At 67.5% G+C, this 15,317-nt stretch carries 9 protein-coding genes; 5 read left to right on the top strand and 4 right to left on the bottom strand.

Annotated elements, in window-relative coordinates; genetic code table 11:
- A partial coding sequence (locus KF833_19450) for an immunoglobulin domain-containing protein (protein MBX3747491.1) occupies positions 1-2,647 on the top strand: 2,647 nt, incomplete at its 5' end.
- 77 nt (positions 2,648-2,724) lie between these two features.
- On the opposite strand, the gene KF833_19445 is transcribed toward KF833_19450, so the two are convergent.
- Complete coding sequence (locus KF833_19445; protein MBX3747490.1) at positions 2,725-3,732, bottom strand: hypothetical protein; 1,008 nt, start codon at positions 3,730-3,732, stop codon at positions 2,725-2,727.
- Positions 3,729-5,474, bottom strand: a complete 1,746-nt coding sequence (locus tag KF833_19440) for an amidohydrolase family protein (GenBank protein ID MBX3747489.1) — start codon at positions 5,472-5,474, stop codon at positions 3,729-3,731. The genes KF833_19445 and KF833_19440 overlap by 4 nt, the downstream gene beginning before the upstream one ends.
- Positions 5,475-6,160: 686 nt before the next feature.
- Between KF833_19440 and KF833_19435 the strand changes: the two genes are divergently transcribed.
- On the top strand, positions 6,161-9,907 hold the full coding sequence (locus KF833_19435; GenBank protein MBX3747488.1) for a VCBS repeat-containing protein: 3,747 nt from the start codon (positions 6,161-6,163) through the stop codon (positions 9,905-9,907).
- Between the two features lie 40 nt (positions 9,908-9,947).
- Here the strand turns inward: KF833_19435 and KF833_19430 are convergent, their stop codons facing one another.
- A complete protein-coding gene (locus KF833_19430; protein MBX3747487.1) occupies positions 9,948-11,201 on the bottom strand; it encodes a hypothetical protein in 1,254 nt (417 codons plus the stop codon).
- A 735-nt stretch (positions 11,202-11,936) separates the two neighbouring features.
- Between KF833_19430 and KF833_19425 the strand changes: the two genes are divergently transcribed.
- On the top strand, positions 11,937-12,653 hold the full coding sequence (locus KF833_19425; GenBank protein ID MBX3747486.1) for a type II secretion system protein: 717 nt from the start codon (positions 11,937-11,939) through the stop codon (positions 12,651-12,653).
- Here the strand turns inward: KF833_19425 and KF833_19420 are convergent.
- Positions 12,640-13,224: a pseudouridine synthase gene (locus KF833_19420; protein ID MBX3747485.1), complete on the bottom strand. Its 585-nt coding sequence runs from the start codon at positions 13,222-13,224 to the stop codon at positions 12,640-12,642. The two genes, KF833_19425 and KF833_19420, sit on opposite strands and share 14 nt — an antisense overlap.
- A gap of 156 nt (positions 13,225-13,380) precedes the next feature.
- Here KF833_19420 and KF833_19415 point away from each other — a divergent pair, with 156 nt between their 5' ends.
- Together KF833_19415 and KF833_19410 are read left to right on the top strand one after the other, a co-directional pair.
- Positions 13,381-14,394, top strand: coding sequence for a C39 family peptidase (locus KF833_19415; GenBank protein MBX3747484.1), 1,014 nt, complete (start codon positions 13,381-13,383; stop codon positions 14,392-14,394).
- A 72-nt stretch (positions 14,395-14,466) separates the two neighbouring features.
- Positions 14,467-15,315, top strand: a complete 849-nt coding sequence (locus KF833_19410; GenBank protein ID MBX3747483.1) for an ABC transporter permease — start codon at positions 14,467-14,469, stop codon at positions 15,313-15,315.
- The last annotated feature ends 2 nt before the right edge of the window (positions 15,316-15,317 follow it).

Here is a 15,317-nt window from a genome sequence, read left to right as displayed (position 1 = left end):
CCCCAATACCTGCTGCATGCAGATCGCCGAGGTCGAACTCCTCGGCACCGGAGCACCCCAGGATGTCACCCAGCCCGGCGACACCATCCTCGCCTCCTCGGCCAACAGCCCCGGCTCCGAAGGCGTCGCCAACGCCATCGACAATCAGCCGACCAAATACCTCAACTTCGATTCCGGCCGCGACGGCGCCGTCAATGGCTTCTCCCCCTCCGGCTTCGTCGTCACCCCGTCGGTCGGAGCGACCACGGTGATCGGCCTGACCATGCAGTCCGCCAATGACGCCCCCGAACGCGATCCCCGCATCGTCCTCCTCGAGGGCTCCAACGACGACGTCATCGAGTCGTTCAACTCCGGCACCTGGGAGGAAATCGTCACCCTCGAGGACATCCCGGACTTCACCGCGCGGTTCCAGGTCCAGGAGTTCTATTTCCCCAACAAGACGTCCTACAAGCACTACCGCTGGACCGTGCTGGCCACCGCCGCCCCCAACACCTGCTGCATGCAGATCGCCGAGGTCGAACTCCTCGCCGCCACCACGGCCGTCGATTGCGACCGCGCCCGCTTCCTCGTCCAGCCCGTGGACACCCTCGTCCTCCCCGATGCCTCGGCCACCTTCTTCACCACCGTCAACGGCCCGTGGCCCCTCCAGTGGCACGTGAATGGCGAGCCCATCCCCGGCGCCACCAGCGCCTCCTACACCACGCCGCCGGTGACCGCCGCCAATGCGGACAATGTCTACACCGTTCAGATCCGCGGCTGCGAAGTCAGCCTCCCCGTCCAGGCCGTCCTCTTCACCCCCTCGGCCACCCGGAGCATCGGCATCTCCTTCCGCGGCGGCGGCGCCAACGGCAGCCCGACGCTCATGAACGAAACCGACGTCGCCGGACTCCATCCCCAGGCCTACTGGATCAATGCCACCGGCACGGGCGGAGGATTCCTCCCCGACGACTTCTCTGAACCGCCCATCCCGGTCGTGGACAGCAGCAACGCCCCCTCCAACATCACGGTGGAATGGGCCAGCTCCGGCACCTGGGGCTCCGGTACCGGCGACGCCTCCAGCACCCAGCGCATGCTGAACGGCCTCAATCACGCCAACCCCGGCACCGAAGGCTCCATCACCTTCGCCAATGTCCCCGCCGGCAACCACGCGGTGATCGCCTACTTCGTCGGGATCCCGCTCCAGTTCCAGGACGCCGACTACACCGTCACCGGCCAGGCCTCCGAAACCTACAACGTCCGCGTCATCAATGCCGACGAGTACAACGCCGCCCCCGGCTTCTATCGCGGCATCAGCAAGGATCCCAATAACCGAAGCCTCGCCACCTACGTCCGCTTCGACAATGTCCAGCCCGCCAACGGCGTGGTCACCCTCACCTGGAACACCCTGACCACCGGCTTCGACCGCGGCGCCCCGGTCAATGCCGTCCAGTTGATCCTCAATGCCACGCCCGCAGGCGCCCCGCCGGTCATCACCGCCCAGCCGCAACCCTCCATCGGTCCGGCCGGCGGCACCGCCTCCGTCTCCGTCACCGCCACCGGTGAAAACCTCACCTACCAGTGGCGCAAGAACGGCCGCAACCTCCCCGACGGCGGCAACGTCTCGGGCGCCACCTCGGCAACCCTGTCCCTCTCCTCCCTCAGCGAGGACGACAACGGCATCTACAACGTCGCCATCTTCAATCCCGGCGGCAGCGTGGTCAGCCGCAGCGTCTCGGTCCGCGTGTCCGCATACGACATCGCCGCCGACCTGGTGGGCTACTGGAAATTCGATGAGTCCGCTGGCGCCACCGCCGCCAATGCCGCCACCGGCGGTCAGGCCGGTGAGGTCATCGGCTCCCCGAGCTGGGGCGCCGGGCGCGTCGCCAACTCCCTGTCCCTCGACGGCGGCACCTACGTGTTCGTCCCAAGCTATCCCCGCGCCGGCCGCGAAATCAGTGTCTCCGGCTGGGTCAACCTCAGCGAAACCGGAACCGACGTCGCCATCGTCCGCAATGCCCAGGGCGCCCTCGGCGTGGGCCTCGGCGCCGGCCAGTTCGAACTCGGCCTCGTCGTCAACCAGAACGACGGCATCACCCGCCTCACCGGCGCCATCGGGGCCGGACCCAACATCGTGCGGGTCACCGCCGCCGACGCCTTCACCTTCGGCTCCTGGCAGCACATCGCCATGAGCGCCGATGGCGCCCAGCTCCGGCTGTTCGTCAATGGCACCCAGGTGGGCTCGGCCGACTACATCACCGCCATCAACGCGCCCGCCATCCCCTACCTCTCGATGGGCGCCCGCCTCAACATCGACCCGCTTGCCGGGATCGAGGACCCCGAACCCGACTTCAGCTTCCCGAACCTGATGGTCGGTCGCCTCGATGACCTCGGCCTCTGGACCCGCGGCCTCACCGCCGACGAAGTCCAGAAGGTCTTCGCCGCCGGCCAGCAGGGCCAGCCCCTGACCAGCGTGGTCCTCGAACCGCCCGCCCAGAGCAGCACCCTCACCATCGGTGCCGCCGCCGGGAACATCACCGTCACCTGGGACGCCGGCCGTCTCCAGACCGCCCCCTCCGCCGCCGGTCCCTGGACCGACGCCGTCGGCACCAGCCCGCTCACCGAGCCGGCCGGCGACGCCGCCAAGTTCTATCGCACGGTCTCCCCGTAGCCCGTGACCCGCGGAGCCTTGCTCCGCGCCATTCCGTCCTCGCCAAGCCGGACCTTCGGGTCCGGCTTTTTTCTTCCTCACAGCCGGTGCGGCCTCCGGGTCCCGGGCTTGTCCCAGCCCAGGGTCACCCCCAGGAACACCTGGGTCCGTTCGTCCGCCACCTGGGGCAGGCGACCGTGTCCCACGGTGACATGGACGTTCCTCACCCACGGCACCTGAAACCGGCTCAGGTCGTAGTTCAGTCCGGCCTCGACGTAGAGGGACGCATCCTCGCGCCGCGCCTCGATCAGCTCGGGCGTCCCAGCCGCCACCGTGTAGCGCAGGTTGGCGACCGCGCCCAGCGCCTGGACATGCCGGTTCTCCGCCGACAGCCATGTCCCGAGAGGCAGTTGCCAGGAGGCAATCACCGACAGGCGCCGGGACGAATCCCTCCCGTCCAGACCCAGACCCTCGTAGTAGTCCGACCGGAGCAGATCCACCTGCTGGAGATCGATGAACAGGGACGGAACCAGCGGCCAGAGGCCATCCTCGTTGTTGTGGAAATACCCGATCTGCGGTCCGTAACTCAGCGCCGCATTCCGAACCGCCTGGTCGCTCTCCACCCCGATCCGTGCGCTCAGTTCGATCCGGCCCCACCGGAATCCCCCGCCGGCCGGGGCGCCGGTCGCCGGGGCGTCGGCATCCCTTTCGGTCGGAGGGGAATCTCCCAACTCAGCGGCCCGCTGCAACTGCACGGCGCCGCCCAGACCAAGGTCCGCCGTCAGGTTCTCCGAATGCGCGCGGGCATGCGTCGCCACCGTGCCCCGCGTGGTCGCACTGGCAAACGCCACCCAGGGACCGTGCCACGGGGAATGATCGTAACTGGCTCTCCCGCGCCACCGGAGGGCCCCGGCCCAGTCGGTGTCTCCGGACCCGGCCAGCAAGGCGGGCCTCAAATCCAGATCGTGGTTCCACAGGTGTTCCCGGGCTTCCGGCACCTCCGCCGCCCAGCCCAGGATTCCCACCAGCAGGCCGCCCACGACTCCGCCCGTTTGTCGTCGGCCCGCCGTTCCGGGAAATGCCCGGGCCCATTTCGAAGACGTCATGTTCGCTCCTCCCGCTTGAACCGGTACAACCCGTCCACCACCTCCCCGAACTCCGCCAGCAGGGTCTCCCCGTTGCCCAACAACCCCGCGAGCACGGACTCCGCCCGTTTCCGGGTCACCCCGGGTTCGGGCTTCGCCCCCGGGCCGTTATGGGCGTTCACCAGGGACAGATGCATGGACGCTGCATGCTCGCGGAGGCGTCCCGCACGAATCGTCCGGTCCACCTGTTCCGTCGGCCAGCCCTTCAACTGGCGCACGATCAACCGGCCAGCCTGATTGAAGGACAACCCGGCATCCTCGGCCCGCATCATCGTCCGGAAATACTGCCATGCGTAGTAATGGGCATCGTTGTTGATGCTCCACTGCAGCCCCCAGGGATTCACCGTGAACCGCACGTCGCCATGGCGGCTCCTGACCGCCTTCTCGAGCCAGGGCGCCGGCAATTCCCCCACCTCCCGGCTGTGCGCGGCGATGAAGTCCACATACCGCGCGATGTTCGGTGCGACCGCGCCCCCACTCCCGCCCGGAAGACCCAGGTAGCGCACCGGATTCGCCCGGGTCATGCGGTCGAAGTCCGCATCGCGAAACTTCGACTCGAAATAGCGCCAGTGATTGTCCTCCCGAACGCGGACCCGGCTGAGAAAAAAATCGCTGCCGAACAATATGCGATCCCTGTAAGGGTCCTCGCGCATCAGGCCCTCGAGATTGCGGAAGTATCGGCTCTCTAACTCGCCCCCCTTCATCGGCGAGAGGTGGAAGGCCATGTCGGCATATACCCCCTCGTAATCGCCCATCAGCGTCAGAATGACGTCCGTCCAGCTTCCCGTCGGAATCCCTTCGCCCAACAGGTTCTCTTCGCCCCCGAAATGGGCGAAACAGATCTTCAGCCCGGGATGGTCCTTGAGAATCCCCGGCCAGTGCCCCGGATCGCATTGTTGGATGGAGGCCTCCGTCCCGTAGAATCCCCCTTTGTTGCAATGCATCAGCATGGGGACGGCATGCGCCTCGCAGTACTCGAACACACGCCTCATCCGGCTGTCCCCGACCGGGTAGCCCAGGGAAGGGTAGAGCTTGACGCCGACATAGCCCTGGGAGGTCAGCGCGGTCTCCATGATCGCGTAGTGGTCCTTCCTCAGCGTGTTGACCGCAATGAACGGAAAGAACCGTCCCGGGTACGCCAGGGCGGCCCGTGAGGTGTCCCGGACCTGGCGCCGGAAAACCTCGGCATCCGCCTTGTCCCCGTTGGTGATGTCCAGCGTCAACGCCACGACGCCGGTCCCGTCGCCGCTTAGATCCATCAGGCGCCGCGCCACCCGCTCGACGCCCGGCTGGATGCCCAACGCCAGAAAGGCAATCAGGTCGTTCAGCGTCCGGTTCTCCGCGTCCTCGTTCTCCGTGACGAGGTCGCCGATCCTTCGCAGGATGTCCCGCAGCGCCCCGGCGGCCAGGCCGTCGATGTCTCCCTGGACCACCAGCGAAATGTCCGCCGGGACGGCCCGGTTCAGACTGCCGAGATACTTCTTGAACCGGCTCGAGACCCGGAAGGCGCCCACCAGCTCCCTCAGCAACTCGTCCTCGCTCAGGTAGTCCCCTTTAATGAGCTTCTTGAGGAGCTTGGAAACGGCCTCGACGACAAACTCGGGCCATCGCTCGCGCGAGATGCGCCGCAACAGCACCGCCAGGGTCGCTTCCGTGAACAGGGACCGGAAGGTGAAGACATGAGCATGACAGTTGATTCGCATCGGTGCAGTGGGTTCCCGTCAAGCCTCGCCAGAGCGTCGATCACAGCGAACCCAGGCAGGAGGTCGAGGCTCTCCAGCATGGCGGGTGGGGTCCACGCAGCGTGCGCCCCGCCTCACAGCCGTTCAAGCCCAACATATGGACCCAAATCGCCGCGTAAGAAGCCACGAGGGACTCGAAGCCCACGAAGGCAATTGCGCTATCGAAAGGCCGATCAGGATCGAACCGTAGCGGATGCGAGCGACCGGAACGATCTTTGCCCTCTTCGTGTCCTTCGTGCGCTTCGTGGTGAATCCGCTTTTCTCGGACGGGCTTACCCGGCGATCAGGGTTGGACCACGCGCGAGTGATCGTGGGTCCGCCCGGCCATGCCCACAGGCGCTCTGATCTCTCCGTCCACGCAATCCAATCCGGCTTGCGAGCCCAATGCCTTCCTCGAAAGCCGCGAAATCGGGGCTCGACGAGGCCTCCTCCGTTCCAAAGCGCCGTCCAGCAGGCCCTTCTCGTCAGCTCCATAGCCCCTCGGCTGCAGCTTCAGCCCCCTCCACCTTCCCTCAGCGACTTTGTCGGTAGCCGTGACCGAACCACGCCCACCACGACTGCGCCGCATCCATCCCTCCTGCGCCGGACCTTCATGGCGGTCCTTTTTCTGCTTCCCCGATCCGCAACCTCTGCCCCCTCATGGTGCCGTGACCCGCATCGCCGCCACGTGCCGCGCCCGCTTCCTCACCCTCGGTTGCCTCCCGGTGTTCGTCGCCTCCCTGCCATGGGTGCTGCCGCTGCCGCTCCGCGCGGATCCAGGCTGGACCGTCGAACCCACCCATCGCTGGCGCCCGCTCTCCGTCGATCCCTCCTCGCCCACCGGATTCCAACTCCTGCCCCCCGAATCCACCGGCCTCGCCTTCACCAACCACCTCGACGAGTGGAGCGGCGCCGCCAACCGGGTCCTCTACAACGGGGCCGGAGTCGCCGCCGGGGACATCGATGGCGACGGCCTCCCGGACCTCTTCCTCGCCCACCTCGGCGGCACCAACGCCCTCTATCGCAACCTCGGCAACTGGCGCTTCGAAAACGTCACCGCCGGCTCGGGCCTCGATCGCGTCATCCCCGAAACCCGCGGCGCCGTCTTCGCCGACCTCAACGGCAACGGCCACCTCGACCTCCTCCTCGCCGTCAACCGCCAGGGCGTCCTCTCCTTCACCAACAACGGACACGGCCATTTCACCGAAACCACCGCCGCCGCCGGCATCGCCACTCCCGTCGGCCCCTCCGGTGCCGGGCCCACCACGCTCGCCCTCGCCGACATCGATGGCAACGGCACCCTCGATCTCTACGTGACCCACTACCGCCCCGACGACATCCGGGACCGTGGACGGGTCAATCTCTCCATGGTCGGCGGCCGCCCCATCCTGCCCGGCGCCGAAACCAACCGGTTCGTCATCCTCAACGGGCGTCTCGAAGAATGCGGCCAGCCGGATCGCCTGCTCCTCAACGATGGCTCCGGTCGCTTCCGCCCTGCCTCCTGGACCGACGGCACCTTCCTCGACGAGGATGGCCAACCGCTGGCGGAACCCCCACTCGATTGGGGCCTCTCCGCCACCTTCCGCGATGTCTCGGGCAATGGCGCCCCCGACCTCTACGTCTGCAACGACTACTGGACCCCCGACCGCTTCTGGCTCAATGACGGACACGGTCGCTTCCGCGCCGCCAGCCCGTCCGCGCTTCGCAAGATCAGCGCCAGTTCGATGGGCGTCGATTTCGCCGATCTTAACCGCGACGGCCATCCCGATTTTCTCGTGGTGGACATGCTCAGCCGCTTCCCCGCCATGCGGAAACGCCAGCTCATGGCCCAGACACCCGCCGCCCCCCGTGCCGGTGTCTTCCATGATCGTCCCCAGGTCCTCCGCAATACCCTCTACTTCAATCGCGGCGACGGTTCCTTCGCCGAAACCGCCTTCGCTTCCGGCATCGCCGCCTCCGACTGGTCCTGGGCCGTCATCTTCGCCGATGTGGATCTCGACGGTTACGAGGACGTCCTGATCGGCGCCGGACATTTCCGCGACGTGCAGGACTACGACGCCGAACGCGAGATCCAGTCCCGCCAGCGGCCACGCACCGGATTCCGCTCCGAACGCGAACGCCAGGAATCCTTCACCCGCGAACTGATGGAACATTACCGCCTCTATCCGCCCCTCGACCTGCCCGTCGGCGCCTTCCGCAATGTCGATGGAACCCGCTTCGAGGAGCGCACGGCAGAATGGGGACTCGACCTCCCGGGAATCCATCACGGCATGGCCATGGCCGACTTCGACGGCGATGGCCTCCCCGACCTCGTGGTCAACCGCCTCAACGCCCCGGTCGGACTCTTCCGTCGCCAAAGTCCCGCCCATCGCCTCGCCGTCCGCCTCCAAGGCGCCCCGCCCAACACCCAGGCCATCGGTGCCCAGGTCACGCTCGTCGGCGGCCCTGTGCCGCGTCAGACCACCGAGGTGGTCGCCGGCGGACGCTACCTCTCCGGATCCGATCCCCTCCTCGCCTTCGCCACCGGCCCCAACCCAACCCATCTCAGCCTCGAAATCCGCTGGCGCTCCGGGCGCGTCACCACCCTCGAGGACGTCCGGCCCAACCGCCTCTACGAAATCGCCGAGGCCTCCAACACCCGCCCCGCCCCCCCGCCGCCCGAACCCGAACCGCCCGCCTTCGAAGACGTCTCACCGCGCCTCGGCGCCCGCCATCACGAGATCGACTTCGACGACTACCAGCGTCAACCCCTCCTCCCTTTCCAGCTCAGCCAGCTCGGCCCCGGTCTCGCCTGGTTCGACCTCGATGGCGATGGCTGGGACGACCTCGTCGTCGGCTCCGGACGGGGCGGCAGTCCGGGCATCTATCGCAACGATACCCGCGGCGGGTTCTCCCCCTGGCCCGGTCCCGCACCCGATCCGGTTCCCGACGACACCGCCGGTCTCCTCGGATGGCGCGATCCCTCAGGTGCCCCGCGCCTTCTCATGGCGCTCACCGGTTACGAACAGAAGCTCGACCGCGCCGCCCTCGGCTTCCGCCTCGATGCCGGACGCCTCGCCCCCGATTCCGATCTGCCGCCCGGCATGGCCACCGCCAGCACGCTCGCCCTCGGCGATCCCGATGGCTCCGGCGCCCTCACCCTCTTCGTCGGAGGCGGCGTCGTCCCCGGCGCCTATCCCCTCGGCGCTCCCTCCCGTCTCTTCCGCCATGACGGCGCCCGCTGGCAACCCGACACCCGCAACAATGTCCTCCTCGAAAACCTCGGCATCGTCCACGCCGCCGTCTGGGCCGACCTCGATGGCGACGGCTTTTCGGAACTGATCCTCGCCTGCGAATGGGGACCCATCCGTGTGTTCAAACTTCAGCGCGGCGCCCTCTCGGAAATCACTGCGGAACTCGGCCTCGCCTCCCACACCGGCTGGTGGCGCGGCATCGCCGTCGGCGATCTCAATGGCGATGGACGCCTCGACCTCGTCGCCGCCAATTGGGGCCACAACAGTCCCTATCGCGCCTCCCCCGGCCAGCCCCTCACCTTCGTCTTCGGGCAACTCGCCCAGCCCGGCGTCACCGAAATCATCGAGACCGAATACGTCGGCGCCACCCTCGCCCCAAGACGCCAGTTCGAGCCGCTGGCCCGCTCCATGCCCTTCCTCTTCGAGCGCTTCGCCAGTCATCGCGCCTACTCCGAAGCCACCCTCGAACAGGTCCTCGGGGATCGCCTCCCGCTCTCCCGCCGCGTCACCGTCACCACCCTGGCGTCCACCCTGTTCCTCAATACCGGACGCGGCTTCCAACCGGTCGAACTGCCCCGCGAAGCCCAGTTCGCCCCCGCCTTCGGCGTCGCCATTGCCGACCTCGATGGGGATGGCCATGAGGACGTCGTACTCGCTCAGAACTTCTTCGGCACCCACCCCGAAACCGCCCGCATCGACGCCGGCCTCGGCCTCTGGCTCCGTGGCCATGGCACAGGCCGTCTCGAAGCCGTCCCCGCCCGCCGTTCCGGCATCCGCGTCCTGGGCGAACAGCGCGGCCTCGCCCTCGCCGACTTCGACCGCGACGGACGCATCGATCTGGCCATCGCCCAGAACGCCGCCGAGGTGAAACTCTACCGCAACCGCATCGCCCGCCCCGGCCTCCGTGTCCGGCTCCAGGGCCCACCCCGCAATCCCGCCGGCATCGGCGCCGTGCTCCGTCTCGATTTCGGCGACCGCAGCGGCCCCGCCCGCCCCATCCTCGCCGGCTCCGGCTTCGCTTCCCAGAACGCCGCCGTCCAGGTCCTCGCCACTCCCACACCCCCGACCGCCCTCCGCGTCCGCTGGCCCGGAGGACGCGAAACCGTCACCCCCGTCCCCCCCGGCACCCGTGAACTGGTGATCGGACCCGACGCCCACCCCGTCCCGCCCGGACGGCCCTGATGGCCCCTGCCGTTCGGCAATCCAGCCTCATCCCCCAGCCTCACAGATGGTTGATGAGGTAGGCCATCGCCACACTCACACCGAGTCCAAATCCCGCCTTGACCAGATCCTTGCGCCCCAGCTTGAGCGCGCGCTGCAGGGGATTGACCGCGTCGCGCGCACTCGCAAACGCAATCTCCCGGCCCGCCAGCAACCCCAGAAACACCCAGGTCGTGCTCATCGGTACATTGCTCCACACCTTGAAAATGAAGAGCACAATCCCGTAGATGAGATCCACGATCGTCGCCGACCGGATGTCGTGCGTGTTGGTCTTGCTCGTGACCACCTTCTGGATCCGGCCACCCCGTGTCGCGTAGATGAACGCTTGAACCCCGAGCATCCACGCCACCGCAAACAACATCCACGACCACGACGGCCGGCGCGGCAAATACACAAAGATGTTCGCCATGTCCTGGACCAGCCACATCGACCACAGGAACGCCGTCGAGGTCCATTGCAGCCCCACCCAGACCGGCCGGATGCCGGCCTCGCCCTCCCGCCGCCAGCGCGCCTCCAGCGTGCGGAACGCCAGCGAGTAGGCGAGCACCGCCGACACAAACGCAATCAGGTACCCCATCAGGGACTTCGTCAGCATGCTGCCCAGCACCTCGGGCTGAAACGTGATCAGCACCAGGAACGAGGTGCTGACCGGAAAGCCCATCCGGGTCAGCAGAAAGAGGGCGATCGGCGGCAGCAGATAGGTCCAGTCGATGTACTGATCCACATCACGGCGTTCGCTCATCCGGTTCCGGGCCGCCTCCACCGAACTCACCACCTGCGTCAGGGCGACCTTCTGCGGATGGATCACATCCAGCGCCTCCAGTTCGCTGCGCACAAGGTCAAGGGCGCGATCCAGTTCGACCAGGGCGGCATCAATGCCTTCAGGGCGGTGGATGAACGTGTCCCGGGCCCGCGCCAGTTCAGCGTCCAAATCGCGGAGTTCCCCCAGCACCCGGACCTGCTCCGGATCACGCGCAAGCGCATCCACGGCCAGATCCAGCGCCCGCCGCGATTCCCCAAGGGGAACCGCCTTCTCGTAAAGCGTGTTCAGCCGCCGGTAGGAAGGTTCACCGTCGTTCCGATGCCATCCGTGGAAGACCACCACCACCATCACAGACCCGGTGAACAGCCAAAGCGTCCACCACGGCCGGTGCGAATTGGAATAGAGAAACGTCCCCAGGGTCTGGATGGAGTCGTTGCCCACCACCGCGTAGGCGGCGAGCATGAAACCCAGGATCATCAGGACTTCCGGCATGGTATCGCGCTTGACCCGGTCAAGCGCCCCACCCTCCCAAAGGCAGCCTCCGCCCAACAACGTCAGGCCGGACACGGATAAGTTACAATCGCGTCAACTCGCCGCGCACCCCCATCTCACCCTTCGGAGGGACGAGCTCCGCGAGTCCTCAATCCATTGCACCACTCCCTTTCCCCCTCCCCCCTCCTCGTACTCAGCCCGAAGGGCGGTACTCGTACTCGTCCTCGTCCTCGACGCGCAGGCACACCGTTTCAGCGTCGCCTCATGGCTGGCCCGATGGGTTCGATCCTGTTCGGACCTCCCATTCCGCATGGGAATTGGGGGGGGCGATTGCGAGCACGAGCACGAGCACGAGCACGAGCACGAGCACGAGCACGAGGCCTGCTGCAAGAGTCTGAGGTGCTCTGGCAGGGCGGGGACGTGGGGGGGGCAGCGGCTGGGTCGGACTCTGTTGGGTGTGCACGCTTTAGCGTGTCGGCGCGGATTTGGGAGGCTCACGCTGAAGCGTGGACACCCAACGGTCCCTCCGATCCCACCCCGTGAGCTTCACGCCGGAGGGACGAGCTCCGCGAGTCCTCCATCCATCGCTCCACACCGTTGCGGCCTCGTGGAACTGGGCCCTCCGAAGCGATGCCTGGCGAAGTTCGCACCTCTCCCCACAACTCCGGGATGCACGCCGGTGAAGCTTGACGCCTGCTGATGGACCGGATTACGAACTCCGCCATGCAGCCCCCCGTGTCCCGGCCCCGCGACGGCTTTACGCTGATCGAGCTGCTGGTCGTCATCGCCATCATCGCGATCCTTGCCAGCATGCTCCTTCCCGCCCTGGCCCGGGCCAAGGTCAAGGCCAACCAGGTGAAGTGCGCCAGCAACCAGAAACAGATCGGCATCGCCTTCTTCCTCTACGCCGATGACAACGGCGACTGGTTCCCCGTCCATCCCGACTGGGCCTCGACCGGAGGCAAGGACGGCACCTACGACGTCTTCGTGGCCGCCTCCAACCGCCCCCTCAACCGATACACCGGTTCCATCGAGATCTTCCGCTGCCCCGCCGACAAGGGGGACATCTTCCGCAATACCCGCCTCCAGACCAATTGCTTCCTCCAGTACGGCAACAGCTACCTCGTCAATTGGGCCGTGGACGCCTTCCGGGTGAAGCATGTCACCGGCGACAGCAATCCGGCCATGCGCGGCACGCCCCAGGGAACCCCGATCAAAACCTCCGAAATCGCCCGCAGCCCGGCCAACAAGATCATCCAGGGCGACTGGCCATGGCACTCGAACCGCGGCAACACCAACCCCCGAAGCATCTGGCACAATGACCGCGGCAAGAGCCGCTTCAACATGCTCTTCGGCGACGGTCACATCGAGTTCTACCGCTTCCCGCCGCCCAACCAGATGGACCCGTGGATCTGGTCCCCCGCCCCGGACCCGAACTTCATGTGGTGGTGACCACCGGCCGCCGCAGGACCTCCCCCTCCTCCTCCCGCACCAGCACCCGCCACTGCCCGGCCGGCAGGCTCCCCAGCTCGAACGCCCCAATCCGCGCCCGAATCAGCCGCAGCGTCGGATACCCCACCGCCGCCGTCATCCGGCGCACCTGGCGGTTTCGCCCCTCCACCAAATCCACCGCCAGCCAGCAATCGGGTACCGACTTCCGAAACCGGATCGGGGGCTCACGCGGTCCCACCATCGGAGCCGGCTCCAAACGGCACACCCGGCACGGCAACGTGCGCCGCCCCTGCACCATCACCCCCGCCTCCAGCCGCCCCAGCGCCCCGTCGTCGGGTATGCCCTCGACCTGCACCCAGTACCGCCTCGGATGGGCCCGCTCCGGAGGCAGCAAACGCCCGGTCCATCGCGCCTCGTCGCTCAACAACAACAACCCCTCCGAATCCGCATCCAGCCGCCCGATCGCATACACCCCCGCCGGCAACCCAAACTCCGCCAGCGTGCGATGGCTCGACCCGTCCGCCGTGAATTGCGACAACACCCCCCACGGCTTGTGAAACGCAACCAGCACAGGGCTCACCTTCGCCAGATCCCCGCCCCACGGTCAATTGGCCCCGGCCTCCCGCCGGCTCCGGCACCCCGGCGGCCCCCGATCGCTGCCATTCTGCTGCTCTCCCTTGCCTCCATGCATCCGTCTCCAGCCGCGTCCGATGCCATCCCGGACGCGATGCCAGTCACGCTCGGTTGGACCCGCGCCTTCGAGTGGCCTGATTCAAACCAATCTCCGGAAGGCGTCGTCCTCCTGTCGCCCCTCATCACCACGGCGGCCGCCTGGAACGAACTCGTCGTCTCCTGGAACATCGCACCCGCCGACGGCGCCGGCCTCTCCATCGAAGCCCAACCGGTCGGCCCCGGGGGCCCCGCCCGTTTCTACCATCTGGGCCACTGGTCTCCCGATACCCATGGGCCCCTCGAACGAACCAGCGTCCGTGGCCAGCGCGATGCCTTCGCCGAGGTGAAAACGGACACCCTGGTCCTCCGCCAACCCGCCCATGCCCTGCGCCTCCGCCTCACCTTGTCCGGCGAACTGGCCCGGCACCCGGACCGCCTGCGCTGGATCACGGCGTCCCTGTGCGACACCACCCGCCCACCCGCCGGCCGCCCCGCCCTCACCCAAGCCTGGGGAACCGTCCTCGATGTCCCCGAACGTTCGCAGGTCTCCTACCCCGAGGGCCGCGCCTGGTGCAGCCCGACCTCCGTCTCGATGATCCTCGCCTGGTGGGCCAGGCAACGGGACCAGCCCGATCTCGATCGCGACGTCCCCGAAGTCGCCCGCGGCGTCCACGACCCCGGCTGGCCCGGCACCGGCAACTGGCCCTTCAATACCGCCTACGCCGGTTCCATCCCCGGCCTGCGCGCCTCCGCCCTCCGCTTGCGCGACCTTCGGGACCTCGAGCAACTCGTCCTCGCCGGCATCCCCGTCGTCCTCTCCGTCAATGCCCCCATGCTCCGCGGCGAACCCCGGCGCCCGGACGGCGGTCACCTCGTCATCGCCGTGGGCTTCACCGAATCCGGTGACGTCGTCACCAACGATCCCTGGGCCCGCCTGTCCGAAGGCCAGCGCGTCCGCCGCACCTATCAACGCGGCCACCTGGACGCCGCCTGGAATGCCTCGCACCGGCTCGCCTACCTCATCGCCCCCGAACCGGCCGCCCGCGCCTTTCCCGTTCTCAGCCGGTAGCGCTCCCCTCTCCCCTCACCCCCCGTTCACCCGCGTTTGACCGCCCGGGAACCCGTCCCCTACGGTCCCCCCGTGCCCAGGGAAGAAGGCATCCGCTCCGAACCGGACTCCCGTGTGCTGCGCGGGCTCGATGCCGGATTGGATCTGCTGCTCCGGCCGCTGGTGTCGGGGTGGACGACCCTCCGCCGGCTGACGGCGTTCGGGTTGATCGTGCTGGCGACAACCCTCACCAAGTTCACCCACGCCCGCGCCATCGTGCATCCCCTGATCTGGGCGCAGATCCGCTACAGCGGCCTTCGACTCCTCCCCCTGACCGCACTCCTCTCCCTCGTGGCCGGAGTCATCCTCATCGGCCAGGCCGCCGTGCTCCTCCGTCAGATCGGGGCCCAGAATGTCCTTGGAACCGTCGTGGTCGTCGCCCTGTTTCGCGAACTCGCCCCCCTCGCCGCCGCACTTCTCGTCCTCCTCCGTGTCGGCACCGCCACCGTCGTCGAACTCGCCACCATGCGCGCCACCGGCGAAGTCGAAGCCCTCGAGGCCTTGAGCATCGATCCCGTGCACCTCCTCGTGGTCCCCCGGGTGATCGGTCTGGCCATCTCGGTGTTCTGCCTCACCGTGTATTTTCTCATCGGTACCCTCCTCAGCGGTTACCTGTTCTGCTTCGCCCAGGATGTCCCGCTCCCGCTCGCCGATTACCTCGGCCAGATCGCCCGCGCCCTGACCTGGGCCGATTTCCTGGTCCTGATCCTCAAGAGCGCCGCCTTCGGCGCCACGCTGGCCGTCGTCACCTGTTACCAGGGCCTCTCCCGCCCGCTTCGACTCGAACAGGTCCCCGAAGCCACCACCCGCGCCGTCACCCACAGCCTGGCCTTCTGCCTCGTCCTCGACGTCGCCTTCCTCGTCCTCCGCTCCTTCCTCTGAAC

The sequence above is a fragment of the Verrucomicrobiia bacterium genome (genome assembly GCA_019634625.1).
Taxonomy (GTDB): Bacteria; Verrucomicrobiota; Verrucomicrobiia; order Limisphaerales; family CAIMTB01; genus CAIMTB01.
The sequence above is the reverse complement of the archived record's forward strand: the minus strand, read 5'-3'. Positions and strand labels throughout refer to the sequence as shown.